Genomic DNA, 24,850 nt, shown 5'->3' on the forward strand with positions numbered 1-24,850 from the left:
GGCCTGCTTATGCGTTTCCGGTGCGAAGTGGTACCGAATGAGCGATCTCGACCTCGACCCCACCCAGCTCGACCGGTACTCCAGACACATCATCATGGACGACGTGGGTCCCGAGGGCCAGAAGGCCCTGCTCGACGCCGAGGTGCTCGTTCTCGGCGCCGGCGGGCTCGGCGCGCCGATCATCCAGTACCTCGCAGCGGCCGGCGTCGGCACTCTCGGGATCGCCGACGACGACGAGGTTGAGCTGTCGAACCTCCAGCGCCAGGTGATCCACGGGAACGACGACGTGGGCCGCAAGAAGGTCGACTCCGCCGCCGACTTCGTCGAACAGCTCAACCCGGACGTGGACGTGCGGAAACACGAGCTCCGCGTCCGCCCCGACAACATCGAGGACCTCATCGACGGCTACGACTTCGTCGTCGACGGGACGGACAACTTCGCGACGCGGTACCTCGTCAACGACGCCTGCACGCTCGCCGGGATCCCCTTCTCGCACGGCTCCATCTTCAAGTTCGAGGGGCAGGTGACGACGTTCGCGGGCGGCGACGACTCCCCGTGTTACCGCTGTCTGTTCCCCGAGGCGCCGCCGGCCGGGATGGTCCCGAACTGCGCGACCGCGGGCGTCCTCGGCGTCCTGCCGGGCACCGTCGGCTGTCTGCAGGCGACCGAGACGGTCAAACACATCATCGGCGAGGGCGAGACGCTCGACGGCTCGATGCTGTTCTTCGACGCGCTCGACATGGAGTTCGACAAGGTCGAGATCCCCAAGCGCGACGACTGCCCCGTCTGCGGCGACGACCCCGCCATCGAGTCGGTCCACGACGTGGAGTACACCGCCTCCTGCGCGATCGATGTCGGCGGCGACGACGAGGCGGAGCCGGAGATCGAAGCGAGCGACTGAGGCCGGACGCTCGGGGAGTTCCGCTTTTCCGCGCGATCGCTGATGGCGATGTCGTCATTAAAACCCGAGAGCGTTAGCGGCAGCGGTTTATAAGTAAACGATGCGGTGGCGCGTGCGAGGTCGCCGCCGGCGACTGGGCTTTGGAGGTGTCCGCCGCCGATCCGGTGTCAGTTACTTGTAAACAACTGAACGATCCTTAGCCGTCCTACCGCTCGCTCTGCACGGAAACGGTCTCCTGCTCGAACCCGTCGTCGTCGCCGCGCCAACGCCACGAGCCGACGAACGGGTAGCCGTCGAGCGCGCAGATGACGTACGAGTGGCCGGGCCACGTCGCCCGCGCGGCGTCCGTCTCGCTCGGGTGCGTCGGTCCGGTCGGGTGCGAGTGGTAGAACCCGACCACGTCGAGCCCGTCCTCTTCGATCGTCTCGATGAGTTCGAACTGCTCCTCGGGGTCGATCAGGTACCTGATCTGAGGCGTCTCCGCGACGTTCTCGGCCTGGTACGTGTCGGTGACGACGCTCGGCTCCCCGTCGTCGCCGTGGGTGCCCGCGAGGACGCCGCAGACCTCCGCCTCGCCGCCGCCGTACGCGTGGTACACGATGTCGTCGTACACGGCCCGTGAGAGTTCGATCATGGGTGGTGTGAGGCGGCTCCGCCCGATAAGTCCGTCCCGTCCGGCAAGCGACGCGCTCCGTCCGAGGTAGCGGCAGGGGTTGGTCGGCGCGGAGACTTTTTACAGCCGCCTCCGGAAGCGCCCGTATGAGCGACACTGCGGCCGAATCGCCCGCGCCGACCGCCGACGAGGCGCTCCACACGACCCTCGACGTGCCGTTCGACGACGCGGTCCCGTTCGTGCAGATCGAACACGAGCTCGCCGACTTCGAGACGGTCCGCGTCACCCGACTCGACGAGATGGTCGAGGGAATGTTAGGCCACGACGACGTGGAGCGCACCGCGCTGATCGTCGTCTGTCACCCGGAGATCGCGTACGACGCGCTCTCGATCGACCCGACGCTCGCGGGGATGTTACCGTGTACCACGCTCGTGTACGAGCGCGAGGGCGACGACCTCGTCCACGTCCACCACGTGTCGGCGACGAAGGCGATCCGGGACCTCGGCTGCGCGCCGGGCGACTGCGGCGACGCCGTCGACGACCTCGTCGAGAAGACGGGCGAGCTGATGGCCGTCGTCTGGGAGAACATCGAGGAGCACGGGCGGGAGTAGCGGGTCGCCCGCGTCTCACGTCGCTACAGCGCTACAGGTCCACGGAGCTACAGCCCTTCGACGCGCCGCAGTTTCTCGCGCACGTCGCCCGGCGTGGCGTACGGCCCGCCCTGCACGCGGTGGTCCGGGAAGAGGATCGGAATCGGGTTCTCTCGGAGCGCGCCGGTGACTAACTCCAGATCCTCCGGGTCGTCGGCATCGAGCGCGGCCAGCCGCGTCAGGCGACTGACCGAGACCTCCTCGCCGTAGGGAATCGTTTCGAGCGCTTCGAGGACCGCCCGGCGGTCGGTGGGCACCGTGAGTCCGGTCGCGACGTCGTCGAACGCGTCGCGCTCGCCGCCGAGGTACGTCTCGATCCGGTCGAGCAGGTCGTGGTCGCCCGCGGCGTCCGCCGGCGCCGTCTCCGGGAACGACACCGAGATGACGCGGCCGCCGGCGAACCCGACCTCGACCGCCCGTCCGATCTCGTCGACCTCGCGGGCGAAGACGCCCGACGTTCCCGTCGTGTCCATACCCGCGATCCGTGACCGCGACGGTTAAATCGACGGGAGACGCCCGAGCCGAAACCCGCGATCGCGAGTGTCACCGCGAGACACGGGGAACGGTCCGCCGCGAAGAACCGACCGCGCCCGCAAGCCTTATGAACAGATACGTTCATTAGTGTACACTAATGGAGGATCAAACCGAGCTGGCCCCGGCGGTCAGATCGATTCTGTCGGCCGTCCGCGATCGGGCGGTCGAGGGCCGATCCGGCGAGGTCGCCGTCGATCCGCGCGACCTGCGGGCGGCGTTCGACCGCGCAGAGACGGACGGACGCGTCCCCGTGATCGCCGAGGTGAAGCCCACCAGTCCGACCACCGAGGGCACCCGCGAGGACGACCCTGTCTCGCTCGCGGAGGGAATGGTCGCCGGCGGCGCGGCCGCGCTGAGCGTGCTCACCGAGCCGGCGCACTTCGGCGGGAGCACCGACACGCTCGAACGCGTGCGCGAGGCGGTCGACGTGCCCGTCCTCCGAAAGGACTTCGTCGTCGCGGAGTCGCAGCTCGACGCCGTCGAGAGCGACGTGGTCCTGCTGATCGCCCGGTTCGTCGGCGACGACCTCCCCGACCTGCTCGACGCCGCGCGCGACCGCGGCTTTCAGGTCCTCGTCGAGGTCCACGACCGCGAGGAGTTGGAGCGCGCGCTCGACGCGGGCGCGACGATCGTCGGCGTGAACAACCGCGACCTCGCCGAGCTGGTCGTCGATCTCGGAACCTTCGAGTCGGTGGCGCCCCACGTTCCCGACGACGTGACTCTGATCGCCGAAAGCGGAATCGGCTCGCCCGACGACGTTCGGCGGATGCGCGCGGCGGGCGCCGACGCCCTCCTCGTCGGGAGCGCGATCATGGACGGCGACGTGGAGGCGAACACGCGCGAGTTGGTGCGTGCGGAGCGCACTACGGAACACCAGACGTGACTACGGAGCACACGACATGAGCGAGACCGACACGCGGACGACGGACGAGACGGAGAGAGCGCGACGGCCCGGCCGCGAGCGCGGCCGCGACGACGGGAAGTTCGGCCGCTACGGCGGCCAGTACGTCCCGGAGGCGCTGATGCCCGCGATCGGGGAGCTGACCGACGCCTACGAGCGCTACGTCCTCGACAACGAGGACGGGTTCATGGACGAGTTCCGCGAGCGGCTCGCGGACTTCGGCGGCCGGCCGACGCCCCTCCAGCGCGCCGACCGGCTCTCCGAGCGCTACGACACGGACGTGTTCCTCAAACGCGAGGACCTCGTCCACGGCGGCGCCCACAAGCTGAACAACGCGCTCGGGCAGGTGCTCCTGGCGAAGTACATGGGCAAAGAGCGGATCATCGCGGAGACGGGCGCCGGTCAGCACGGTACCGCGACAGCGATGGCCGCCGCACACCTCGACATGCCCTGCGAGATCTACATGGGCGAGCGCGACATCAACCGCCAGCGCCCCAACGTCTTCCGGATGAAGCTCAACGGCGCCGAGGTGAACCCCGTCACCGCGGGCCGGGGCACGCTGAAGGAGGCCATCTCCGAGACGATGCGCGACTGGGCGACCACCGTCGAGAACACGCACTACGTCATCGGCTCGATCGTCGGGCCGCACCCCTTCCCGGTGATGGTCCGCGACTTCCAGGCGGTCATCTCCGAGGAGGCGCGCGAGCAGGCGATCGAGAAGACCGGCGACCTCCCGACCGACGTGGTCTCCTGCGCGGGCGGCGGCTCGAACACGATGGGCGCGTTCGCCCATTTCGTCGACGACGAGGCGGTCGCCCTGCACGCGGTCGAGGCCGGCGGCTCGACGCTGGAGGTCGACGAGGAGGCGGGCGTCGCGCCGAACTCCGCGTCGCTGTACGCGGGCGACGAGGGCGTGCTCCACGGGGCCCGCACGAAGCTCCTGCAGGACTCCGACGGGCAGATCATGGAGAGCCACTCGATCTCCTCCGGGCTCGACTACGCCGGCGTCGGCCCCGAGCTCGCGTACCTCGTCGACGAGGGGCGCGTGAGCCCGGTCGCCGTCGACGACGACGCGGCCTTGGAGGGGTTCCACCGGCTCTCGCGCACGGAGGGGATCATCCCCGCCTTAGAGACGGCGCACGCGTTCGGCTTCTTAGAGGAGCACCACGAGGATCTGGGCGACCGCGTGGTCGTGAACGTCTCCGGGCGCGGCGACAAGGACCTCGACGCCGCCATCGAGGAGACGGACAAGCGCGACATCGACGAGGCGCCCGACATGTCGATGTTCACGGGGGGGATCTGAATGGCGGACCCGAGCGCGGAGTCGGCAGAGACCGGCAACTCGGAGGCCATCGCGGCCGCCTTCGCCGACGGTCCCGCTTACATCCCGTACCTCGCGGTCGGCGACCCGGACTACGAGTCCTCGAAGGCGTACGTCGAGGCGCTCGACCGCGGCGGCGCGGACGTGATCGAGCTCGGGCTCCCCTTCTCGGAACCGATCGCGGAGGGGTCGACCATTCAGGGGGCGCTGGTCCGCGCGCTCGACGCCGGGATGACGCCCGACCGGTTCTTCGCGTTCGCGGAGGAGCTGGACGTGGAGGCGCCGCTCGTCTGTATGACGTACTACAACTTGATCTACCAGTATGGTGAGGGGGACGGCCCCCGCCCGTTCGTCGAGCGCGCCGCCGCGGCGGGCATCGAGGGGCTCGTCGTCCCCGACCTCCCGGCCGAGGAGGCCGACCCGCTGCGGGAGGCCTGCGACGAGTTCGGGCTGGACCTCGTCTTCATCGTCGCGCCCACCACGGTCGGCGACCGGCTCGACCGGATCATGAGTCAGGTGTCCGGCTACGTCTACGTGCAGGCGCGGCTCGGGACCACCGGCGCGCGCAGCGACGTGTCCGACCAGACCACCCAGAGCCTCGACCGGCTCCGCGAGTACGACGTGCCGAAGGCCGTCGGGTTCGGCATCTCGACGGGCGAGCACGCCGAGCGGATCGTCGCCGGCGGCGCCGACGGGATCATCGTTGGTTCGGCGCTCGTCGACATCGTCGCCGAAGGGGTCGAAAACGATCTCTCGACCGCCGAGGTCGCCGACCGACTGGAGGCGCTCTCGCGGGAACTGAAGGAGGGCGCCGAACGGGGGTTCGCCGCGCGCGCAGGGGCGGCGGAGTCACGGTGATGGCCGTTTCGAGCCAATACGTCCCCGAACGAAACCGATTTACCTCCGATTGCCACACTCTCACACAACGACCGACACCATCATGACAGCAGGACTCTCGGCACGACTCGACCGCATCTCCACGAACGACCGATACCTTATCGTCCCGATGGACCACGGGCTCACGATGGGCGCCGTCGACGGCCTCGTCGATATCGAGTCGACGATCGACGGCGTGACGCGCGGCGGCGCGGACGCGGTGCTCACCCAGAAGGGGATCGCGCCGCGCGTCCACGAGAACAAAAACGACGCGGGCTACATCGTCCACCTCAACGGATCGACGACGATCGGTCCCGACGAGAGCGACAAGCGCGTCACCGGCACCGCAGAGGACGCGATCCGTGCGGGCGCCGACGCCGTCTCCTTCCACATCAACGTGGGCTCCGACCACGAGCCGGACCAGATCGAGGAGCTCGCGGAGCTGACCGCCGACGCCGACCGCCTCGGTCTCCCCGTGCTCGCGATGGCGTACGCGCGCGGCACGGGCGTCGACGAGACCGATCCCGAGTCGCTCGGACACGCGGTTCGGCTCGCCGAGGAGCTCGGCGCCGACGTAGTAAAAACGGGGTACTCCGGCGACGGCGACTCCTTCGAGCGCGTCACGGAGTCGACCCGGCTCCCGGTCGTCATCGCCGGCGGCTCGAAGGGGACCGACCGCGACACCGTGGAGATGGTCCGCGGCGCGATGGACGGCGACGCGGCCGGCGTGTCGATGGGGCGGTCGATCTTCCAGCACGAGGACCCCGAGGGGATCGCCCGCGCCGTGTCGGCGGTCGTCCACGACGACGCGAGCGTCGAGGAGGCGCTCGCCGCGGGCGGGTTCGTCGAGGCGTAACGGCTCGCTCTGCTCGCGTTCCGGCTCAGCAGGCGGCGCTGATCCGTTCCTGTGCTTCCGGCTCCCCCACCGGCCCGTTCGGGTCGACCGCCTGCTCGACGTGGAAGACGGTCACGGATTCCACGTTGCGGTCCGATCGCTCACAGACGTACGCCGCGACCGGTCGGTACCGCGGCTCTCCGGCGTTCTTCATCCTGAACCCGAACTGATGCCAGAGGGTCGTCGGATACGTCTCCGCCGCGTCCGGCGGTCGGTCGTACGTGACCGGCTGCCCGTCTCGCAGGTCGATCGAGTCGCCGGATTCGAGCGTTCCTCGGACGACGTACCAGCCGGAGGCGTCCGGCGGGTTCGGCGCGAAGAACGACCAGCTCACCTCCGACAGCTCGCCGCTGGATTCCGACGCTGGGAGGTCAACGATCCCGACCCCTGCGGCCTGCCACCACACGAGCGCGAGGAAGAAGCCCAGGAGCAGCAGGGTGGCTCCCGCCCGGCTTCCACGGCGAACTCCCGACGGAATCGGAGACGCGGTTTCGGTCGCGCTCCCGCCGTCATTCCGGTCGGTCTCGGTCGCGCTCCCGCCGTCACTCCGGTACGTGCGTTCCGCCTCCACGGGCCGGGAGCCCCCGTGGATCTTCGACGTGACGGCCTCAACAACGTTCCAGACCCCGGTCGGGAGAAACAGGAGAAGGACCGCGACCATGACGAACGGGAACACGGCGAGCCGCATCGTCGCGGCCATGCCGAGGTGTGCGGAGACGAACGCGAGGGCGACCCCGACCCTGAGCCACCCGGTCGCGGCGATCAGCAGAACGGACGCCGAAAGGAGCGCGATCCAGAGCCAGTTTACCGTCGCGAGCACCGCGGTGTGTTCCGAGACGACCGGTCCCAGCCCCACGGTGAACTCCTCCAACTGGAAGATACGAGGGACTGCAGTGCCCGACATCCACGCGTCGCTCCGGTACTTGGAGACCGCGTTCGCCGCGTAGATCGACACGAGCGTCAGGAGCGTCACGGCCGTTCCGACCGAACAGACTCTCCGGTCGACGCCGCCCTCTCGCTCGTCAGTTCCCCGTCCGTCGGCGTCGTCCCGATCGTCGCCCCCGCTCCGGCGGCCCGCACTGAGCGACCAGCGGGCGTCGAGCGGGAGGAAGAGACTCAAAAAGAGGAAGACGGCCAGAATCGTGTTCCCGCCGTTGATCACGTACGGGTTTCGGGCGTACAGCGACGCGAGCAGGACGAGCGAGAGACCCGTCGCCGCCCGCGTTCGATAGCCGACGAGCAGGCAGACGGCGACGCAAGCCGCGACCGCAAGCAGTCCCGTTTGCACCCACGCCGAACCGGATATCGCGTGAACCGAGACGGCCTCTAACAGCGGGTATAGCTCAGCGAACGTCGAGCGAGGGAGGACGCCGCCGTCCGTGTAGAACGCCCTCAGCCCCGGCAGCCGATAGACCAGCAGGTCCCCGAGGAGGAGGAGCGCCACCGCGATTCGGAACGCGCCGAGCGCTCGCGGATCGGTTCCGAGATACGGTGCGGCACGCTCGCGGAAGGACTCGCGTGCTGCCGCATATCTGGAACCCGCGTTGGAGAGCCGCTGGCGTGGTGGCGTCATCCGGGAGTCTGATTCAGACGATGAAATCTCACTGGTAAGTGCTTTGTCGTCTCCCGCGTCGTCACCCGCAACGCCCGACCCTTTCGCAGTTTTCAAGCCCACCCGCCGTGAGGTTCCGACAATGACACGCACGGTCTGGGTGAAGGCCGACGGCGACGTCGGCGACTGGGAGGCGCGCAAGCGACGGATCACGGCCGCCATCGAGGCCGGCGCGGACTGGGTGCTCGTCGACGAGGGCGACGTGGGCCGCGTCCGCGACCTCGGCGACATCTCGGTCGCCGCGTTCCGCTCGGAGGCGGACGTGATCGACGACGCCGAGAACGGCTCCGAGGCCGACGCCTACTTCGTCGGGAAGGGCGGCGAGGGCGACGGCACGATCGACATGCCCGAGGACCTGTCCGGCTCCGCGGACCTCACGACGGTCCGGCGGCGCGACGACCGCGCCCAGGGCGTGTACGTCCGGGTGCTCGGCACCGAGTACGAGCGCTTCGCCGAGGAGGCCGCCGACGACGCCGAGTTCACGGTGATCGTCGGCGAGGACTGGTCGATCATCCCGCTGGAGAACCTGATCGCGCGGGTCGGCGAGGAGACGCACCTCGTCGCGGGCGCGACCACCGCCGCCGAGGCGCGGACCGCCTTCGAGACGCTGGAGATCGGCGCCGACGGCGTCCTCCTCGACGCCGATTCCCCCGACGAGATCCGCGGCGCGGTCGACGCCCGCGACGCCGCCGACCGCGAGACGCTGGACCTCCGGCACGCCGAGGTGACCGCGGTCGAGCGCACCGGCATGGCCGACCGCGTCTGCATCGACACCGGTTCGCTGATGGACGACGACGAGGGGATGCTCGTGGGGTCGATGTCGCGCGGGCTGTTCTTCGTCCACGCCGAGACGGCGGAGTCGCCCTACGTCGAGTCGCGCCCGTTCCGCGTGAACGCCGGCGCCGTCCACGCGTACGTCCGCAACGCCGAGGGCGGCACGAACTACCTCGCGGAGCTGACGAGCGGCGACGAGGTGCAGGTCGTCGACACCGCCGGCCACACTCGCGAGGCGATCATCGGCCGCGTGAAGATCGAGAAGCGCCCGATGTTCCGGATTCAGGCGGAGGTCGAGACGGAGGAGGGGACCGACCGCGTGGAGACGCTCATCCAGAACGCCGAGACCGTGAAGGTCGCGACCGCGGACGGGAAGAAGGCGGTCACCGACCTGGAGGAGGGCGACGAGGCGCTCGTCTACTACGAGGACGTGGCGCGCCACTTCGGCGAGGAGGTCGAGGAGAGCATCATCGAGAAGTAGCGGGGCCGAGCGGCACAGGGCCACTGAGACCCGATCGATTGCGGAGACCCCAATTTTTATCAGAAAATTCATCGATCGCCCTTCCATGGCTGTCAGCCACGAGACCAGTCGCGTCGCGGACGGGAACGTCGTAGAGCGCGTTCAACACCTCGCAGAGGCGGCGAACCCGGCGTTCGCGGCCGGGAGCCTCCTCGTCCCGTTGGTCTTTCTCGGCGCGAGCCTCCTGCTTTCGAGCACGGAACTGCTCTTCTACACGCACGTCGCCGCGGGCGCGGTGTGGTTCGGCTTCGCGCTGATCTTCCCGGCGATCATCGGCCCGACGCTCGGGGGGCTCGGCGACGAGGCCGCGGCCGCGGTGAACGCCGCGCTCATCCCGAAGGTGGTCTTCTTCCTCGTCGGCTTCTCGCTGACGACGGTGCTTTCGGGAACGGTGCTGCTGACGCCCGATCTGGGGCTCGGCTACGGGTTCGCGGGGCGGTGGTCGTCGATCGCGCTCGGCGTCGGCTGGGGGCTGTTCGCGTTCGGGCTCGCGGTCCCGCACCGCCTGCAGTTGAGCGCGTACTACGAGACGCGCTCGCCGAACCCGGACGCCTCGCGGCTCGAAGCGATCGAGAAGAAGAATTTGGTGGTCGGGCTGTTCGAGGCCGCCGCGATGCTCGGACTCATCGTCCTGATGACCGGCTTCCGGCTGGGAGTGTGAGAATGCGTCGTCGCTTTCGCGTAAGAACCGACCCGCGATACGTTCCGTCGTAGGGGCGCGCGTCCGTCCGCCGGACCCGCCGCGTTCACGTTCACTCGCTGCTCGAGGCGGCCGACCCGGTCGGACGCTCCGTCACGGTCACTTCCCCCGAGAGTAACTGTGCAGACGGGGGAGCGAGCGTGATCCCCTCCTCGTCGAAGCGCCGTTTCACCGCTCGGCGGAAGTCAGAGCGGATCGTCGGCATACTCCGATTTCTCGGATCGTCGATCCAGAACTCCGCCTGTATCGTAATCGCGTTCTCGCCGAGTTCGACGAGGCGCGTGTTCGGCGCCGGGTCACCGAGAACCGGCTCGAGAGTCGCGGCGATCTGCTGTAACGTCAGCAGGGCCCGCTCGGCGTCCCCGTCATAGGCGACGTACACCTGTTCCGTAATTCGATACGTGTTCCGACCGTAGGGCCGGGTGATGGCGTTGGTCGTGAGTTCGGTGTTAGGGATCGAGACAGTCTCGTTGTCCGGCGTCCGGACCCGGGTGACGCGGAAGTCGACCGCTTCGACCGTGCCGCTCCCGCCCGGCCACTCGATCCAGTCGTCGACGTTGAAATCCGGGTCGGCGACCAGAAACATCCCGCTGATGAGCGACCCGAACACCTGCTGACCGGCGATCCCGAGCGCGAACGTGAGCGCCGCGATAATGACCGCCGACTCTGAGAGCACCCGTCCGTAGCCGGCGGCGACGATGCCCGTGAGGGTCGCGAATCCGATCAGGAGTACCCGGAGATACGTCTTCGTCGCGGTCTCGATCGTGGGGTTGTTGCGGTTACGCATTCTGACGACGCGGGTGAGAACGGGGATGAGAAACGTCTGGCCGACGAGATAGACGACTCCGAATCCCACGAGAAACCAGAACAGCTCCGAAAACACCTGATCGTACGCCGAGAAGACGTCTGTCGCCCATTTCGGCGGGGACACCTGGCCGACCATGCGCTGCACATAGCGGCGTATCGGTAAAAACCCCGGCTGCGAGGTGTGCGAGCTAGATCCCGTACAGCTCGCCGTACTTCTCCTCGACGTAGTCGGTGAAGGCGTCCGCCGAGAACTCCTCGCCGGTAGCGCGCTCGACGAGTTCGTTCGTCTCGTAGCGGGAGCCGTGCCGGTGGACGTTCTCGCCGAGCCACTCGCGGAGGTCGTCGAACTCGCCCGCGGCGATCTTGTCGTCGAGGTCGTCGAGCTCGCTTTCTGCGGCCTCGAACAGTTGGGCGGCCATGACGGAGCCGAGCGAGTAGGTCGGGAAGTAGCCGAAGTTGCCGTGGCTCCAGTGGATGTCCTGCAGACAGCCCTCGGCGTCGGTGTCGGGGCGGATCCCGAGGTACTCCTCGTACTTGTCGTTCCAGACCTCGGGCACGTCCTCGACCGCGAGGTCGCCGCGGACCAGGTCGCGCTCGATCTCGAACCGGACGACGATGTGGAGGTGGTAGGTGAGCTCGTCGGCCTCGACGCGGATGAGGTTGTCCTCGTGGACCTGGTTGAACGCCTGATACGCGTCCTCGACGGTGGCGTCGTCGGTCTCCGGGAAGTGCTCTTGGAAGGTCGGTAAGAACAGCTCCCAGAACGCGCGGCTGCGACCGACGTGGTTCTCCCAGAGCCGCGACTGCGACTCGTGGACCGACAGGTCTCGCGACTCGCCGAGCGGGGTTCCGAACTGCTCTTGCGGGAGCCCGAGGTTGTACTGCGCGTGGCCGAACTCGTGGACCGTCGAGCCGATCGCGCCGAGCGGGTCGGACTCGTCGAACCGGGTGGTCACGCGGCAGTCGAACTGGTTGCCCGCGGTGAACGGGTGCGAGGAGACGTCGAGCCGGCCGCGGTCGAAGTCGTAGCCGACCAGTTCGAGGGTCTCGCGCGCGAGCGCCTCCTGCTCGTCCTCGGGAAACGTCCCCTCGAAGGTGTCGACGGCGAGGTCGGCGTCGGACTCGCGGATCGCGTCGATCATGGGGACGAGCGTCTCGCGCAGTTCCGTCAGGATCGCCTCCGCGCGCTCCATCGAGAGGCACGGCTCGAACTCCTCGAACAGCACCTCGTAGGAGTCGCGGTCGGGGTCGATGTGCTCCGCGTACTCGCGTTTCAGCTCGACGTGTTTCTCCAGGTAGGGCGCGAACGTCTCGAAGTCGTCCTCGGCTTTCGCCTCCTCCCACGCCTGCAGCGCCTCCGTGCCCGTCTCGGAGATCTCCTCGACGAGCTCGACCGGGACGGCGTCTGCGCGCTCGTACTCGCGGCGGACCTCGCGGACGACCGCCGCCTGTTCGTCGGTGAGGTCGGCGTCGGCGAGCGCGTCGAGCAGCTCGCCCGTCTCCTCGTCGGTGACCATGTCGTGGCGGATCGACGAGAGCGTCGAGAGCTGCTTCGATCGGGCGGGGGTGCCGCCCTCGGGCATCATCACCTGCTGGTCCCAGCCGAGCACGCCGGCGGCGCTCCCGACCGTGTTCCAGCGTCGGACGCGGTCCAAGAGGGCGTCGTACGCGTCGGGGGCGTCGGCTGCGTCGGCTGCGCCGGCTTCGTCGTCAGTCGCGGCTTCCGTTGCCATACCGCGCAGATCGGCCGCGTCGGTTAAGAAGGGACCGGACGCGGACCCGCTCTCCCGCCGCTACGCGGCGGTCGAGCCCGCCCGGAACGCGACCTATTTCCGCTCGGCCGACGAATCGCCGCCAACGAATGCCCGAAGCCGACGAGTTCATCGACCTGCGATCCGACACCGTCACGACGCCCTCCGAGGCGATGCGAGAGGCCGCCCGCGACGCCGAGGTCGGCGACGACGTGTACCGCGACGACCCCACCGTCAACGAGCTCGAGCGCCGCGCCGCCGACGCGGTCGGCACCGAGGCCGCGCTGTACGTCCCCTCGGGGACGATGGCCAACCAGATCGCGGTCCACGTCCACACCGAACCGGGACAGGAGCTCCTCTTGGAGCGCGAGTCCCACGTCTACCGGTGGGAGCTGGCGGGCGCCGCGAAGCTCTCGGGCACCCAGACCCGGACGATCGACGCGGGCGACCGCTGCGTCCCGACGCCCGAGGCGGTTCGCGAGGGCCTCGTCGAGGAGGACCTCCACCGTCCCGGCACCGGGCTCCTGTCGCTGGAGAACACTCACAACTACCGCGGCGGGACGGCCATCCCCGTCGAGCGGATCGCGGCGGCCGCCGAGGCCGCCCGCGACGCCGACGTGCCGGTCCACCTCGACGGCGCGCGCGTCTTCAACGCCGCGGTCGCGCTCGGCGTCGACGCGAGCGAGATCGTCGCACCCGTCGACACGGTCACGTTCTGCCTCTCGAAGGGGCTCGGTGCGCCCGTCGGCTCGATCGTCGCGGGCGACGAGGCGTTCGTCGAGGAGGCCCGACGCGTCCGCAAGCTATTCGGCGGCGGGATGCGGCAGGCGGGAATGATCGCCGCGCCGGGGCTTCTCGCCTTGGAGAACGTCGACCGGCTCGCTGACGACCACGCCAACGCGGAGCGGCTCGCGACCGGCCTCGACGCCCTCGACGGGGTCCGCGCGCCCGAGCCCGACACGAACATCGTCGTCGCGCACACCGAGGCGGCGGGGATCCCGGCGTCCGACCTCGCGGCGGCCTGCGAGGACGCCGGCGTCGGCTGCGTGGAGTTCGACGAGCACGCGACGCGATTCACCACCCACCTCGACGTCGACGGCGACGACGTCGACGCCGCGGTCGACCGGATCGGCGACGTGATCGCGGAGCTCGCGTAATCGCGGGAGCGAAGGCGTCGCCGCGGTCGGCTATCGGTTATTTCGAAGAATCGACCGACGAGCCGTCGGCTCAGCGTTATAGGGCGACCGCCGCTACGGTGCGGACGTTGAAAGGTGGCCGCCTCACGCGAACGCGAGACGACCAGTGGTGTCGCACACCGGCGGCCGGTCGAGTAAGGGTCGGCCGCTCCGGTACTTAAACCCTCGTTCGTGCGGCTCGCGGTGCTGGCCTGGCCGGTGTTCGCGCTCCACCGGTACTTAAACCCTCGTTCGTGCGGCTCCGGTCGCGTCGTCGGGGGCGGCGGAGTCAGTCCGGCAGACCGATCAGTCCGGGCGGTGGACCTCGCCCTCGCGCTCGTCGGCGTCCTTCCGACGGAGCGCGGCGGCGGCGTTGCTGGCGTCGTAGCCGAAGAACACGTCCTTCGCGTACCGCTCCGCGACCTCCGTCGCGTGGATCAGGTCGTCGACCTCGACCTCGACCGCGTACAGCTCCAGCGAGAACGGCGTCTCCGGCGGCGCGCCGTGCACGTCGTAGTCGCCGCCGAGCCGCGAGCGAAACCCGCGGGCGATGGTCTCCAGCCAGTAGGTCGTGGCGTACTCGGTGTCGTACAGCGGGACCACGAACTCGTCGACGTGCTCGGCGAGCCGGTCGAGGTCGAGGCCGGCCCGCGCCCGCAGGTGGTCGGGGTAGGGGTCGGGGTACAGCGTGAGCAACACCCGACCGGGGATCCGGTCGGCGGCGTCGGCGACGAACTCGGTGATTACGTCCGCGCGCCAGTCGTCCCAGTCCTCGCGGTCGCTCTCGGCGAACAGTCGCTCACAGCGGTCACAGTGACAGAACCCCTCTCGCGGAAACCCCACGTCGTCGAGGCGCACGTCCTCGTTCTCGGCGGCGCAGTCCTCGATGATCTCCAGCAGTCCCTCGCGGTACTCCGAGTGGGTCGGGCAGATGTACGCCCAGTCGAAGTAGTCGCGGTCGCGGGTCGCCGGCTCGCCGTGCTCGTCGACCGGGACGAGGTCGGGATTCTCGCTCGCCGCGGCGTTGTCGCCGAAGCACGACACCATGTTCACGGCGTTCGGCAGGGGCGCGGCCGCCCGCCCCGTGACGTCTTTCACCTCGTAGAAGCCGAGGTCGAACGGCTCCATCTCGACCTCGTCGGCGTTGCGCGTGACGACCCCGTACATGCGCGCCGCTACGAGACTGACGGGTAAAAACGGCGGGCATCCGCCCGCGGAGGTGGTCGGCGAACGATCCGGCGGAGGGATCGCGTGACGATCCGGTTATTCGACTTCGACCGGCTCCTTGTCGCCGGCGAACAGGAAGTACGCGAGGGCAACTAACGACAGGACCAGGACGAGCTTCAGTTTCTTGCTCATACCTGACGTGTCGAGCGGCGGGCGCTAAAATCTACCGGAGCCCTCGTCGATCGCGGGCGGGCCTCGCCCCGTCACACGTCGATGTGGTCGGCGATGTCGGCCCGGAGGATCGTCGAGCAGTAGTCGCAGCGGACGCCGTCGGCGACCACGTCGAACCGGGTGTCGACCGGCTCGTCGGCGTTCGTGATGCAGTTGCGGTTCGGGCACGAGAGCACGCCCGTCACGCTGTCGGGGCGGGTGACGCGGTTCTTCTCGACGACCTCGAAGTCGCGGACGATGTTGATCGTCGCCTCGGGCGCGATGAGCGAGAGCACGTCGACCTCGGACTGCGAGAGCTCCCGTTCCTCCACTTTCACGATGTCCTTGCGACCGAGCCGGTCCGAGGGGACGTTCATCCCGACGGAGACGCCGAACCCCTCGGAGCCGTCGATGCCCAAAATCGCGAGCACGTTGAGCGCCTGCCCGCCCTCGACGTGGTCGATCACGGTGCCGTCCCGGATCTTCGAGACGCGAAGCTCGTGCTCGCTCATCGGTCCACCTCCATCCCCTCGGCGGCCTCGGCGTTCTCCAGCAGGGTGTCGAGCAGCGCCATCCGCACCGGGACCCCGTTGTGCGCCTGCTCGAAGTACGTCGCGTGGTCGGTCTCGTCCACGTCGGGCGCGATCTCGTCGACGCGCGGGAGCGGGTGCATCACGGTGAGGTCGTCGGCGGCGTCGTCGAGCGTCTCGGCGTCGATCTGGTACTCGCCCGCGACGCGGTGGTACTCGTTCTCGTCGGGGAACCGCTCCTTCTGGATCCGGGTGACGTACAGCACGTCGAGCTCGTCGATCACGTCTTCCAGATCGGTGTGTTCACGCACCTGCGCGCCGGTCTCGTGGAGGTCGAACCGGACCGATCGGGGAAGCCGGAGCGACTCCGGGCTGATGAAGTGCTGGTTGGCGTCGAACTCCGTGAGCGCCGCCGCGAGCGAGTGGACGGTGCGCCCGTACTTCAGATCGCCCATGATCCCGACGGTGAGGTCGTCGAGTCCGTGGTTCTCGCGGATCGTGTGGAGATCGAGGAGGGTCTGTGAGGGGTGTTGGCCCGCGCCGTCGCCCGCGTTGACGACGGGGACGGAGACGTGCTCGGCGGCCAGCGTCGCGGCGCCCTCGCTCGGGTGGCGGAGCACCAACGCGTCCGCGTAGCCCTCGATGACGCGGACGGTATCGGAGAGCGACTCGCCCTTCGAGACCGACGAGGAGCCGACGTCGCCCATGTCGATGGTGTCGATCCCGAGGCGTTTGGCCGCGCTGTCGAAGCTCATCCGGGTGCGCGTGCTCGGCTCGAAGAAGCAGAGCGCGAGCACGCGCCCGGCGTGCCGGTCCGCGTAGGCGGCGGGGTCGTCGGCGACCTCGCGGGCCCGGTCGAGCACCGCCTCGATGTCATCCCGCGAGAGCTGTGTCGCGGTGATGAGGTGGTCCTGACGCATTGTCGAATCAGGGGGTCGGCAGTATCTTGAATCCCTCGGCTCGGCCGCCGATAAGGGTGTTCACGTCCGTGGGTACGGCGCTGTCCGTGGTTTCGAGATTCGCAGAACACGGGGGGCGTCAGCACGGTTCGTGTCCCTGTGGGCCGGCGGCCGCGCTTATAAGCGGATCCGCTCCTAACGGACGAATATGTCCGAGAACGATCCGGCCGACCTGCTTCCGAACGACCGCGTGAAACAGAGCGCGCTCGACGGCGACGTGACCCAGCTCCACCGCGGGAACCGGTACGGCGAGGAGGGCGACACCTTCGAGGTCGACGGCGTGACGTTCGAGCTCACCGAGGTGACCGAGCGCACCCTCGGCGACGTGACCGACGAGGACGCGAAGCGGGAGGGGTCGCCGTCGCTGGAGGCGTACAAGGAACGGATGGTGCGCGCGCACGGCGGGAGCTTCGACTGGGACGACGACGCCGACGTGGTGCGACACCGGTTCCGGCGGGCGGAGTGAGGAGTGGTCCGGGGTTTTGGGCTCACCCGCCGAACGCGCCCAGACTCGACTGCAGCTCGCGATCGGGCACCTCTTCGGTGAGCTCGTAGCCGACGAGATCGCGAGCGTCGACCGCGTACGTCGATCCGCCGCGGTCGAGCACGAGGACGCGCCCCTTCCAGCCGCGGACCGTCCCGGCCGCCATCGTCTCCGCGACGGGGCGCTCGCCGAGGTCGAGGCCGTCGTCGAACGCGAACCGCTCGATCGGGTCGAACCCCTCTAAAAGCGTCTCCCACGTCGCCTCGTCCACGTCGCGGCCGAACCCCGACACCTTCGTCGGGACGCGCACCCGGTCGACGAGGTCGTCGCGCTCCGCCAGCTCGGCCTCGACCTCGCGCGCGATCCGGCCGTCCGGGTACGTCCGAATGTGGGCCGCACGGTCGGCGCCCTGCTCGCGGAGCCGGGTCTCCAGCCGCCAGAGACGCGTGACGCCGACCTTCAACACGTCGGGCGCGAACGCCGCGAGGTACACCGCGTGCTCCTCGTGGCAGTCCATCTCGTCTTTTAAACACGTCCCCGTACAGCGGGCGCACACCCAGACGCGGCGGTGGGCGTCGCAGTAGGGGGCGTCGTCGGCGTCGCAGGCGACGTGTTCGCCGTCGTGGACGGTCCCCGCGCAGCGGCGGTCGCCGAGCCCGAAGGCGAGCTCCGTGCCGGGGGTCGCCTCGACGAACTCGACCGCGCCGCCGCTGGCGACGGTGAACCCCTCGCCCGACTCGTAGCCGACGACCTGCACGCGACACCGTAGGGGAAGCCGCGACTTAGGCGCGTCGTCGGCGGGAGGAGAGGGGCCGAACGCACCGCCGCCGCACGCCGTGCCCACCGCCACGTGTGTTTAAGCTGGTCCGCGCGCGATAGCGTCTCATGCTCGACGCCGCGCTCGCGATCGACACCGAGGGCACCGCCGACGGAGACGATGACGGCGGGATCGACCTCGCCTTGACGGTCCGAAACGCGGGGGACGCGCCCGAGACGCTGCGGTTCAGGACCGGTCAGCGCGCCGACTTCGCGGCCTACCGGACCGGCGAGGAAGGCGAGGAGGACGGCGGAGAGTCTCCCCTCGACGATCCCGTCTGGCGATACGGTACCGGCCGGATGTTCACGCAGGTGCTCGGTAGCGAGACGCTGGAGCCGGGCGAGTCGACCACCTACGAGGCGACGTGGGGAGATCCGCCGCCGGGACCGTACCGGACCGTCGGCGAGGTGACCGCGGAGGAGCACGACCTGACCGCGACAACGATAGTCGAGATCGGCTGAGCGGCGCCCAGTTACTGCGCTTCGTCGCCGTGGACCGCGCGCTCGACCGCCGCTTCGAGGCGCTCGCGGGTGCGGTGGCTCGACTCGGCGTCGGCCCGCACCTCGATCAGGTGCGAGCCGTCCGCGTCGCGGGCTTTCGCGTACGCCTCGGCGAGGTCGTCGGCGACGCTCGCGGCGTGCGCGTCGCCGGGTTCGACGTTCCCGCCGTCCGGTCGCGCGTCGATCCGAGCGTACGCCAGCCCGTGGAGGTCGGCCAGCGGTTCGAACTCGATACCGTGCGGGGTTTTAAAGGACTCCGTGAACTCCGGCTCGAACGACTCGATCGGGAGCGCGTGGAAGATCCCGCCGCCGTCGTTGTTGATCAGCACGACCGTCGCGTCGACGTCGCAGCGGTCGAGCGCGAGCAGGCCGTTGCTGTCGTGGTACAGCGCCAGATCGCCGACGACGAGCGTGAGGTCGTCGGTCGTCGCCGAGCCGGCGCCGAGCGCGCTGGAGACGATCCCGTCGATCCCGGAGACGCCGCGGTTGCCGAGGGCGGTGACGCTCGTCGTCGTCGGGGCGACGAAGCGGTCGAGGTCGCGGACGGGCATCGAGTTGGAGACGAACAGGGTCGCGGGGTCGGGGAGCGCGTCGGCGACGACGCGGAGCGCGTCGCCCTCGTGGAAGGGGAGGGGATCGTCGGCGTCGTCGGCCGAGACCTCCGCGTCTCCCTCTCGGTCGTGAATCTCTCGGGCGGCCCGGTCGGCTTCCTCCCACTGCGCGCGCCAGTCGGCGTCGCCGTCACCCCCGACGACGAGCCGGGAGAGGCGGGCACAGAGGCGGCTCGGCTCGGCGACGACGAGGTCGGTCGCCGCGAACTCCGCCTCGCGCCAGCGGCCGGCGGGATCGACCTGATACTGGTCGGCGCCGGTAGCGGCGAGGTACTTCCGGAGGCGCTTGGAGGTGGGCGACGCCCCGAGGCGGAGGACGATTTCGGGATCGTTCCAGCCGGCGGCGTCGTCTGCGGCGTCGGCGTCCCCCTCCCCGGCGACCGCCGCCGAGAGGTACGCGTCGTACGCGCCGATCACGGGCGCGACCCGGGTGTGACCGCCGAACCGGACGCCGGAGAGCGGGTCGGCGAGGATCGGGAATCCGGTCGCGTGCGACAGCGCCGTCACGGCCTCGGCGTCGAGCCCGGGCGGGTCCGCCGGCCCGGCGACGATCAGCCCGCGGTCGGTCGTCGCCAGCTCGTTGGCGAGCCGCTGGAGCTCCTCGTCTCCCGGCTCAGGGGATCCGGGCGTCACGCCGACGTAGGGCCCGTCTCGACCGCTCTCGGCGGTCGGATCGAGGTCGACGGGTACGTCGTCGGGGACCCGGGTCGGCTCCAACGGCTTTTTAAAGGGAACGTTGAGGTGGACCGGCCCGGGGTCGGAGCCCTCGGCGGTCCCGACGGCGCGAGCGACGGTGGTCCGGAGCGAGCGGAGCGCGCGGTCGTTCGACGCGGGCTCCGGCAGGTCTTTATAAAACCGAACGGCGTCGCCGTACAGTTTCTCCTGGTCGGCGGTCTGGTTCGCGCCCGAGTCGCGGAGCTCCGGGGGACGGTCGGCCGTGAGCGCGAGCAGGGGGACGCGGGCCTCGCTCGCCTCCATCACGGCGGGGTGGTAGTTGGCGGCGGCGGTGCCGGAGGTGCAGATCAGCGGCGTCACCTCCCCGGTCCGACGCGCGCGGCCCAGCGCGAAGTAGGCGGCCGAGCGCTCGTCCAACTGGGAGAAGACGCGCAGCTCGTCGTTTCGCGCGGCGGCCATCGTCAGCGGCGTCGAGCGGCTCCCGGGCGAGGCCACGACGGCGTCGACGCCCGCGGCGACGAGCTCGCCGACGAGGGCGCGCGCCCACAGCGTGTTCCGGTTCGGCGCGGTCATTACGACCGTTTGGGAGTCGCGATTTAAATACTCCCGCGAGTCGGGCGCGGCGGAGTTCTGCGACACTCGGTCGGGCCGCGAGAGCCCGTGTCACACCGCGTCGACGAGGCGGTCCTCCCCCTCGCCCTCGGCGTCTCCCCACCCGCTCGCTCGTCGCGTTCTGCAACGCTTATGCACGCTGACCGACTTCGATCGGACATGAGCGACGACGACGCCGTCGACGTCGAGGTCGAGTCCCCCGACGACGCCGCGGCCGACGCGGCGAGGACGAACGGCACCGCGGACGCGACCGCCCGAGCAACGAGCGGCGAGTCGGCCGACGCGAACGGTGACGCCCGAGCCGACGCCGAGGCGCTCGCCGCCGCCGTCGCCGAGCACGACGAGGCGCTCGCCCGGGAGGTCGCGGCGCTGGAGGCGGAGCTCGACGAGACGCGCGGCGAGCTCCTCGAGGCCGAGGAGGAGGTCGAGGAGCTGACGAGCAAGCTCGCCCGCGTCAAGGCCGACTTCAGCAACTACAAGCAGCGCGCCAAGCGCAAGCAGGACGAGATCCGCGAGCGGGCCTCCGAGGACCTCGTCGAGCGCATCACGCCGGTCCGCAACGACCTCCTGCGCGCGCTCGATCAGGAGGACGGGAGCGACCTCCGGCCCGGCGTCGAGTCGACGCTGGAGAAGTTCGACGAGGTGCTCGCCGACGAGGGCGTCGAGCCCATCGATCCCGATCCCGGCGAGGAAGTCGATCCCGCCCGCCATCAGGTGATGCTGCGCGTCGAGAGCGACCGGCCTGAGGGGACCGTCCACGAGGTGTACGAGCCCGGCTACGAGATGGGCGACCGCGTGGTCAGCGAGGCGAAGGTCACCGTCAGCGCCGCCGAGGAGTAGCTCGGCCGGCCCGTCACCGGACGTTCCTCGGCCGGCCCGTCACCGGACGTTCTCAGTCGCACGACCGTACGCCGCCGCCAGTTCGTCGAGCCCCGCGTCCGGCTCCGCGGCGTGCGGAACCGACAGCGGCGAGACGGAGACCTCCCCGTCGATGACCGCCCGGCGGTCGGTGCCGACCGGGTCCGGCACGTCGCCCGCGTTCATCCGCCCCCAGATCGGGTCGGAGAAGGTGACGCGGCCGTTGCCGTCGTGCGCCGCCTCCATCCCGTACCACGGGGAGGGCGCTGTGACCCGCATCGGCGCCGGGGAGTCGCGCGCGCCGTCTCCGTCCGCCCCCGCGATCGGGGCGTTGACGTTGAGGTAGTCGGCGCGGTCGAACGCCCCCGACGCGGTCGCCTCCGCGACGAGGTACCGAGTCGCGTGGGTCGCGTTCGCGAAGTCCGCCGGCTCCAGCTCCCGCTTCCACCAGTCGTCCCCGCCCGGGACGTACATGGAGGTCGCCACCGCGGGCACGTCGAAGAAGGCGGCCTCGACCGCGGCGGAGACGGTCCCCGACCGCCCGAGCGTGTACGCGCCGAGGTTCGCCCCTTCGTTACAGCCCGCGACCACGACCTCGGCGTCCGGGACCAAGGCGTCGAGCCCCGCGACGACGCAGTCGACCGGGGTGCCGTCGACGGCGTATCCGAGCTCGTGGTCCGCGACGTCGACCCCGTCCGACAGGGTGCGCCCAGACGACGACCGGTCGTCGGTCGGGGCGACCGCAACCACGTCGTAGTCGACCGCGAGCGCGTCGTAGAGGGCTCTGAGGCCGGCGGCGTCGATCCCGTCGTCGTTGGTCAACAGGACGCGTTCGACGCTCATACCGTTACCTGGAACGGTTCGGCCAAAAGTCCACCGTCGCGGGCAGGGAGGGCGGGCGGAGACCGCCGAGAGACCGTGGCCCCGGCGCGCCGAACGGAAAGGCCCACGTATCCCGGGGGCGATCGACCGGTATGGGATTCGGCGACACGGCGAAGAAGATCCAGACGCTCGCCGACAAGGCGGAGCGCACGTACCAGAAGATCAACGAGCTCCGCACCGAGGTCGAGGAGACGCAGACGACCGTGCTCGACACCTCCGAGCGCGTCCAGCGGCTCGAAAACGAGATGGCCGAACAGCGGGCCGTCCTCGACGCCGTCGCGACGGAAGTCGGCGTCGACCTGGAGAGCGTGAGCACCGAGGCGCACATCACCGACGCCGAGGAGGCGGCGGCAGCCGACGACACCGACGACACCGACGACGCGGAGAACGGCGACGCGGAAGCCGGCGCCGACGGGTCGGCTGACGGCGCCGAGAAGTAGTTCGAGGATCCGATCAGTCGTCCGATAGGTCCTTCTCACCGCCCTCTCTTCCCTCTCCGCCCTCCTCGCCCGCCCGCGAGACGACCTCGGCCGGCACGCCGGCGACCGTCGTCCCGGGCGGCGCGTCCTCGGCGACGAGCGAGTTGGCGGCGACGCGCGCGCCCTCCCCGATCGTGACGCCCGGGAGGACGATCGCGCCCGCGCCGATCATCGCGCCGTCTTCGACGACCACGTCGCCGAGGCGGTACTCGTCCTGGAGGAACTCGTGGCAGAGCAGCGTGGCGTCGTAGCCGACGATGGCGTCGTCCCCGACCGCGATCCGCTCGGGCCAGAACACGTCCGGGGTCGACTCCAACCCCCACGAGGCCCCGGCGCCGACGGTGACGCCGATCCGGCGCAACAGCCAGTTCTTCAGCCGGAGGCTCGGGCAGATACGCGCTAACACGATCACGACGTAGTTGCGGACGACCGCGAGCGGGGACTTCGCGTCGGGCCACGACCACAGCGAGTTCCGCACCCCGCCGGTCGGGTGGCGCTCCAGTCGGTCGGTGCGGGGGCCGGCGGATGTCGTGGAGTCGGTCTCCGCGGCGCCGGTCTCTGCACCCGCCGCGGGACCCGTTCCGCCCGTCGCGCGCTCGTCCTCGTGAGTCACGAGCGGCCGTTCGGGCGGCTCCGGTAAAAGGGTCGCTGACGGGACGCGCTACTCGCGGAGCTCCGCCATGTGCTCGATCCGACGCTCGACGAGGTCGGCTTTCCCGATGTCGTGGCGGATGCGGACCCGGTCGCCGGCGGCGGCGAGCGCGTCCTCGGCCTGCGCCTCCGCGGCCGCGACGGAGTCGCCGCGGCCGACCACCGCGAACGACCGGGAGGTGGTGGTGTAGATCCCGTCGTCGCGCTCGTCGACGCTGGCGTAGTAGAGGAGCGCGTCGCCGACGCTCTCCTCGTCGACGGCGACCTTCGCGCCCGCGTCGGGGTCGGTCGGATACCCCTCCGGCACGGCGTACTTACAGACCGTCGCCTCGCCGGTAAAGGCCAGCTCAGGAAGCGGGCCGCCGTCGCGCGCGGCCGTGAGCACGTCGATGAAGGGCGTCTCCAAGACCGGGAGCGTGTTCATCGCCTCCGGGTCGCCGAAGCGCGCGTTGAACTCGACGACCTTCGGTCCCTCGTCGGTGAGCATGAACTGGCCGTAGAGCACGCCCTTGTAGTCGGGGAGCGCCTCGACGACGGCGTCGAGCACGTCGACGGCGGCCTCGTAGTCGCCCTCGGCCATGAACGGCAGCGAGAGGCCCGTGTCCGAGTACGAGCCCATCCCGCCCGTGTTCGGCCCCTCGTCGCCCTCGTAGGCGCGCTTGTGGTCCTGCACCGCGGGGGTCGTGCGGAGGTCGCCGTTCGCGACGAACGCCTGCACCGTGAACTCCTCGCCGACGAGCCGCTCCTCCAACACGACCCGGTCGTAGTCGGAGTCGCGGAGGTACGCCTTCGCCTCCTCGCTCGTCACCTGATCGCCGATCACCTTCACGCCCTTGCCGCCGGTGAGCCCGACCGGCTTCACCGCGAGGTCGCCGTCGTAGCCGTCGATGTAGTCGCAGGCGGCCTCGATGTCGTCGAACACCGCGTAGTCCGGGCAGCCGGGGATGTCGGCCTCGTCCATGAACTCGCGCTGGTACGCCTTGTCCGTCTCCAACCGTGCCTCCTCCGCCTGCGGCCCGAACGCGTACACGCCAATCTCGTCGAGCGCGTCGGCGACGCCCGCCGCGAGCGCGGACTCGGGGCCGATCACCGCGAGGTCCGCGCCGACCGCGGTCGCGTAGTCCGCGACGGCCTCGGCGTCGGTCTCGTCGATCGTCTCGAACCCGTCGGCGAGCCGTCGGATCCCCGGGTTCCGGTTGCTCGCGCAGGCGTACAGCGCGCAGTCGTCCGCGACGGCGCGGGCGATCGCGTGTTCGCGTCCGCCGCCCCCCACCAGGAGTACGGTCTCCGTCATGTGCGACCGATCACTGCACGGTAGTGTAAGCTTTACTCTCTATCTGCGCTCGGATATGCATGTATGTGGTATGATCTCCTCGGCGACGCTC

The 24,850-nt window shown here is 69.8% G+C and carries 26 protein-coding genes; 13 read left to right on the forward strand and 13 right to left on the reverse strand.

What is annotated here, in order from left to right; all coding sequences use genetic code 11:
• The first annotated feature begins 37 nt into the window (after window positions 1-37).
• Entirely contained in the window at window positions 38-901 is an 864-nt protein-coding gene (gene ubaA, locus FGL94_RS02140; protein WP_144920485.1) for an SAMP-activating enzyme E1, read from the forward strand.
• Window positions 902-1,106: 205 nt separating this feature from the next.
• On the opposite strand, the gene FGL94_RS02145 is transcribed toward ubaA, so the two are convergent.
• Entirely contained in the window at window positions 1,107-1,535 is a 429-nt protein-coding gene (locus tag FGL94_RS02145) for a desampylase (RefSeq protein WP_144920487.1), read from the reverse strand.
• Window positions 1,536-1,660: 125 nt separating this feature from the next.
• Here FGL94_RS02145 and FGL94_RS02150 point away from each other — a divergent pair, with 125 nt between their 5' ends.
• Window positions 1,661-2,125, forward strand: coding sequence for a DUF302 domain-containing protein (locus FGL94_RS02150; RefSeq protein ID WP_144920489.1), 465 nt, complete (start codon window positions 1,661-1,663; stop codon window positions 2,123-2,125).
• 47 nt (window positions 2,126-2,172) lie between these two features.
• Here the strand turns inward: FGL94_RS02150 and FGL94_RS02155 are convergent, their stop codons facing one another.
• Window positions 2,173-2,637, reverse strand: a complete 465-nt coding sequence (locus tag FGL94_RS02155) for an MGMT family protein (protein WP_144920491.1) — start codon at window positions 2,635-2,637, stop codon at window positions 2,173-2,175.
• A gap of 158 nt (window positions 2,638-2,795) precedes the next feature.
• Between FGL94_RS02155 and trpC the strand changes: the two genes are divergently transcribed.
• The 4 genes from trpC to FGL94_RS02175 all read left to right on the forward strand — a co-directional run bounded on the left by trpC (window position 2,796) and on the right by FGL94_RS02175 (window position 6,652).
• Window positions 2,796-3,581, forward strand: a complete 786-nt coding sequence (gene trpC / locus FGL94_RS02160; RefSeq protein WP_144920493.1) for an indole-3-glycerol phosphate synthase — start codon at window positions 2,796-2,798, stop codon at window positions 3,579-3,581.
• Window positions 3,582-3,597: 16 nt separating this feature from the next.
• Entirely contained in the window at window positions 3,598-4,902 is a 1,305-nt protein-coding gene (trpB, locus tag FGL94_RS02165; protein WP_144920495.1) for a tryptophan synthase subunit beta, read from the forward strand.
• The gene (gene trpA, locus FGL94_RS02170; RefSeq protein ID WP_144920498.1) at window positions 4,903-5,778 is read left to right on the forward strand and encodes a tryptophan synthase subunit alpha; all 876 of its coding nucleotides are present in this window, start codon (window positions 4,903-4,905) and stop codon (window positions 5,776-5,778) included. It abuts the gene before it with no gap.
• Between the two features lie 82 nt (window positions 5,779-5,860).
• The gene (locus FGL94_RS02175) at window positions 5,861-6,652 is read left to right on the forward strand and encodes a 2-amino-3,7-dideoxy-D-threo-hept-6-ulosonate synthase (protein WP_144920500.1); all 792 of its coding nucleotides are present in this window, start codon (window positions 5,861-5,863) and stop codon (window positions 6,650-6,652) included.
• Between the two features lie 25 nt (window positions 6,653-6,677).
• On the opposite strand, the gene FGL94_RS02180 is transcribed toward FGL94_RS02175, so the two are convergent.
• The gene (locus tag FGL94_RS02180) at window positions 6,678-8,264 is read right to left on the reverse strand and encodes an HTTM domain-containing protein (RefSeq protein ID WP_144920502.1); all 1,587 of its coding nucleotides are present in this window, start codon (window positions 8,262-8,264) and stop codon (window positions 6,678-6,680) included.
• A gap of 121 nt (window positions 8,265-8,385) precedes the next feature.
• On the opposite strand from FGL94_RS02180, the gene FGL94_RS02185 reads away from it, so the two are divergent.
• Window positions 8,386-9,558 carry a 3-dehydroquinate synthase II gene (locus tag FGL94_RS02185; protein ID WP_144920504.1) on the forward strand — a complete coding sequence of 391 codons (1,173 nt, stop codon included), beginning with the start codon at window positions 8,386-8,388 and terminating at the stop codon, window positions 9,556-9,558.
• Between the two features lie 85 nt (window positions 9,559-9,643).
• On the forward strand, window positions 9,644-10,258 hold the full coding sequence (locus FGL94_RS02190; RefSeq protein WP_144920506.1) for a hypothetical protein: 615 nt from the start codon (window positions 9,644-9,646) through the stop codon (window positions 10,256-10,258).
• Window positions 10,259-10,349: 91 nt separating this feature from the next.
• Here FGL94_RS02190 and FGL94_RS02195 read toward each other — a convergent pair whose 3' ends face one another.
• Both FGL94_RS02195 and FGL94_RS02200 read right to left on the reverse strand, forming a co-directional pair.
• Window positions 10,350-11,240: a mechanosensitive ion channel family protein gene (locus FGL94_RS02195; protein WP_144920508.1), complete on the reverse strand. Its 891-nt coding sequence runs from the start codon at window positions 11,238-11,240 to the stop codon at window positions 10,350-10,352.
• Window positions 11,241-11,292: 52 nt separating this feature from the next.
• Window positions 11,293-12,837, reverse strand: coding sequence for a carboxypeptidase M32 (locus tag FGL94_RS02200; RefSeq protein ID WP_144920510.1), 1,545 nt, complete (start codon window positions 12,835-12,837; stop codon window positions 11,293-11,295).
• Window positions 12,838-12,965: 128 nt separating this feature from the next.
• On the opposite strand from FGL94_RS02200, the gene FGL94_RS02205 reads away from it, so the two are divergent.
• Window positions 12,966-14,012, forward strand: coding sequence for a threonine aldolase family protein (locus tag FGL94_RS02205; RefSeq protein ID WP_144920512.1), 1,047 nt, complete (start codon window positions 12,966-12,968; stop codon window positions 14,010-14,012).
• Between the two features lie 324 nt (window positions 14,013-14,336).
• Here FGL94_RS02205 and FGL94_RS02210 read toward each other — a convergent pair whose 3' ends face one another.
• From FGL94_RS02210 to pyrB, 3 genes are all read right to left on the reverse strand, one after another.
• Complete coding sequence (locus tag FGL94_RS02210; RefSeq protein WP_144920514.1) at window positions 14,337-15,197, reverse strand: glycoside hydrolase family 10 protein; 861 nt, start codon at window positions 15,195-15,197, stop codon at window positions 14,337-14,339.
• Between the two features lie 263 nt (window positions 15,198-15,460).
• Complete coding sequence (pyrI, locus tag FGL94_RS02215; RefSeq protein WP_050026268.1) at window positions 15,461-15,919, reverse strand: aspartate carbamoyltransferase regulatory subunit; 459 nt, start codon at window positions 15,917-15,919, stop codon at window positions 15,461-15,463.
• On the reverse strand, window positions 15,916-16,857 hold the full coding sequence (gene pyrB / locus FGL94_RS02220; protein ID WP_144920516.1) for an aspartate carbamoyltransferase: 942 nt from the start codon (window positions 16,855-16,857) through the stop codon (window positions 15,916-15,918). Before pyrB ends, pyrI begins: the two co-directional genes overlap by 4 nt.
• 187 nt (window positions 16,858-17,044) lie before the next feature.
• Between pyrB and FGL94_RS02225 the strand changes: the two genes are divergently transcribed.
• Window positions 17,045-17,362 (forward strand): ASCH domain-containing protein, encoded by a 318-nt coding sequence (locus tag FGL94_RS02225; protein ID WP_144920518.1) that lies wholly within the window; start codon window positions 17,045-17,047, stop codon window positions 17,360-17,362.
• A gap of 22 nt (window positions 17,363-17,384) precedes the next feature.
• Here FGL94_RS02225 and FGL94_RS02230 read toward each other — a convergent pair whose 3' ends face one another.
• Window positions 17,385-18,137 (reverse strand): DUF2797 domain-containing protein, encoded by a 753-nt coding sequence (locus tag FGL94_RS02230; protein ID WP_144921403.1) that lies wholly within the window; start codon window positions 18,135-18,137, stop codon window positions 17,385-17,387.
• A 128-nt stretch (window positions 18,138-18,265) separates the two neighbouring features.
• Between FGL94_RS02230 and FGL94_RS02235 the strand changes: the two genes are divergently transcribed.
• Entirely contained in the window at window positions 18,266-18,658 is a 393-nt protein-coding gene (locus FGL94_RS02235) for a BsuPI-related putative proteinase inhibitor (protein ID WP_144920520.1), read from the forward strand.
• Between the two features lie 11 nt (window positions 18,659-18,669).
• On the opposite strand, the gene menD is transcribed toward FGL94_RS02235, so the two are convergent.
• On the reverse strand, window positions 18,670-20,556 hold the full coding sequence (gene menD / locus FGL94_RS02240; protein ID WP_144920522.1) for a 2-succinyl-5-enolpyruvyl-6-hydroxy-3-cyclohexene-1-carboxylic-acid synthase: 1,887 nt from the start codon (window positions 20,554-20,556) through the stop codon (window positions 18,670-18,672).
• Window positions 20,557-20,754: 198 nt separating this feature from the next.
• Here menD and FGL94_RS02245 point away from each other — a divergent pair, with 198 nt between their 5' ends.
• A complete protein-coding gene (locus FGL94_RS02245; protein WP_144920524.1) occupies window positions 20,755-21,435 on the forward strand; it encodes a nucleotide exchange factor GrpE in 681 nt (226 codons plus the stop codon).
• A gap of 39 nt (window positions 21,436-21,474) precedes the next feature.
• Here FGL94_RS02245 and surE read toward each other — a convergent pair whose 3' ends face one another.
• Entirely contained in the window at window positions 21,475-22,296 is an 822-nt protein-coding gene (surE, locus tag FGL94_RS02250; RefSeq protein ID WP_144920526.1) for a 5'/3'-nucleotidase SurE, read from the reverse strand.
• Between the two features lie 131 nt (window positions 22,297-22,427).
• On the opposite strand from surE, the gene FGL94_RS02255 reads away from it, so the two are divergent.
• Entirely contained in the window at window positions 22,428-22,775 is a 348-nt protein-coding gene (locus tag FGL94_RS02255; protein WP_144920528.1) for a DUF5798 family protein, read from the forward strand.
• 13 nt (window positions 22,776-22,788) lie between these two features.
• Here the strand turns inward: FGL94_RS02255 and FGL94_RS02260 are convergent, their stop codons facing one another.
• Complete coding sequence (locus tag FGL94_RS02260; RefSeq protein ID WP_144921405.1) at window positions 22,789-23,316, reverse strand: acyltransferase; 528 nt, start codon at window positions 23,314-23,316, stop codon at window positions 22,789-22,791.
• 159 nt (window positions 23,317-23,475) lie between these two features.
• A complete protein-coding gene (gene purD, locus FGL94_RS02265; RefSeq protein WP_144920530.1) occupies window positions 23,476-24,759 on the reverse strand; it encodes a phosphoribosylamine--glycine ligase in 1,284 nt (427 codons plus the stop codon).
• Window positions 24,760-24,850 lie beyond the last annotated feature (91 nt).

Origin of the sequence: Halorubrum salsamenti (assembly GCF_007671685.1) — an archaeon.
In the GTDB taxonomy this organism is placed as follows: Archaea; Halobacteriota; Halobacteria; order Halobacteriales; family Haloferacaceae; genus Halorubrum; species Halorubrum salsamenti.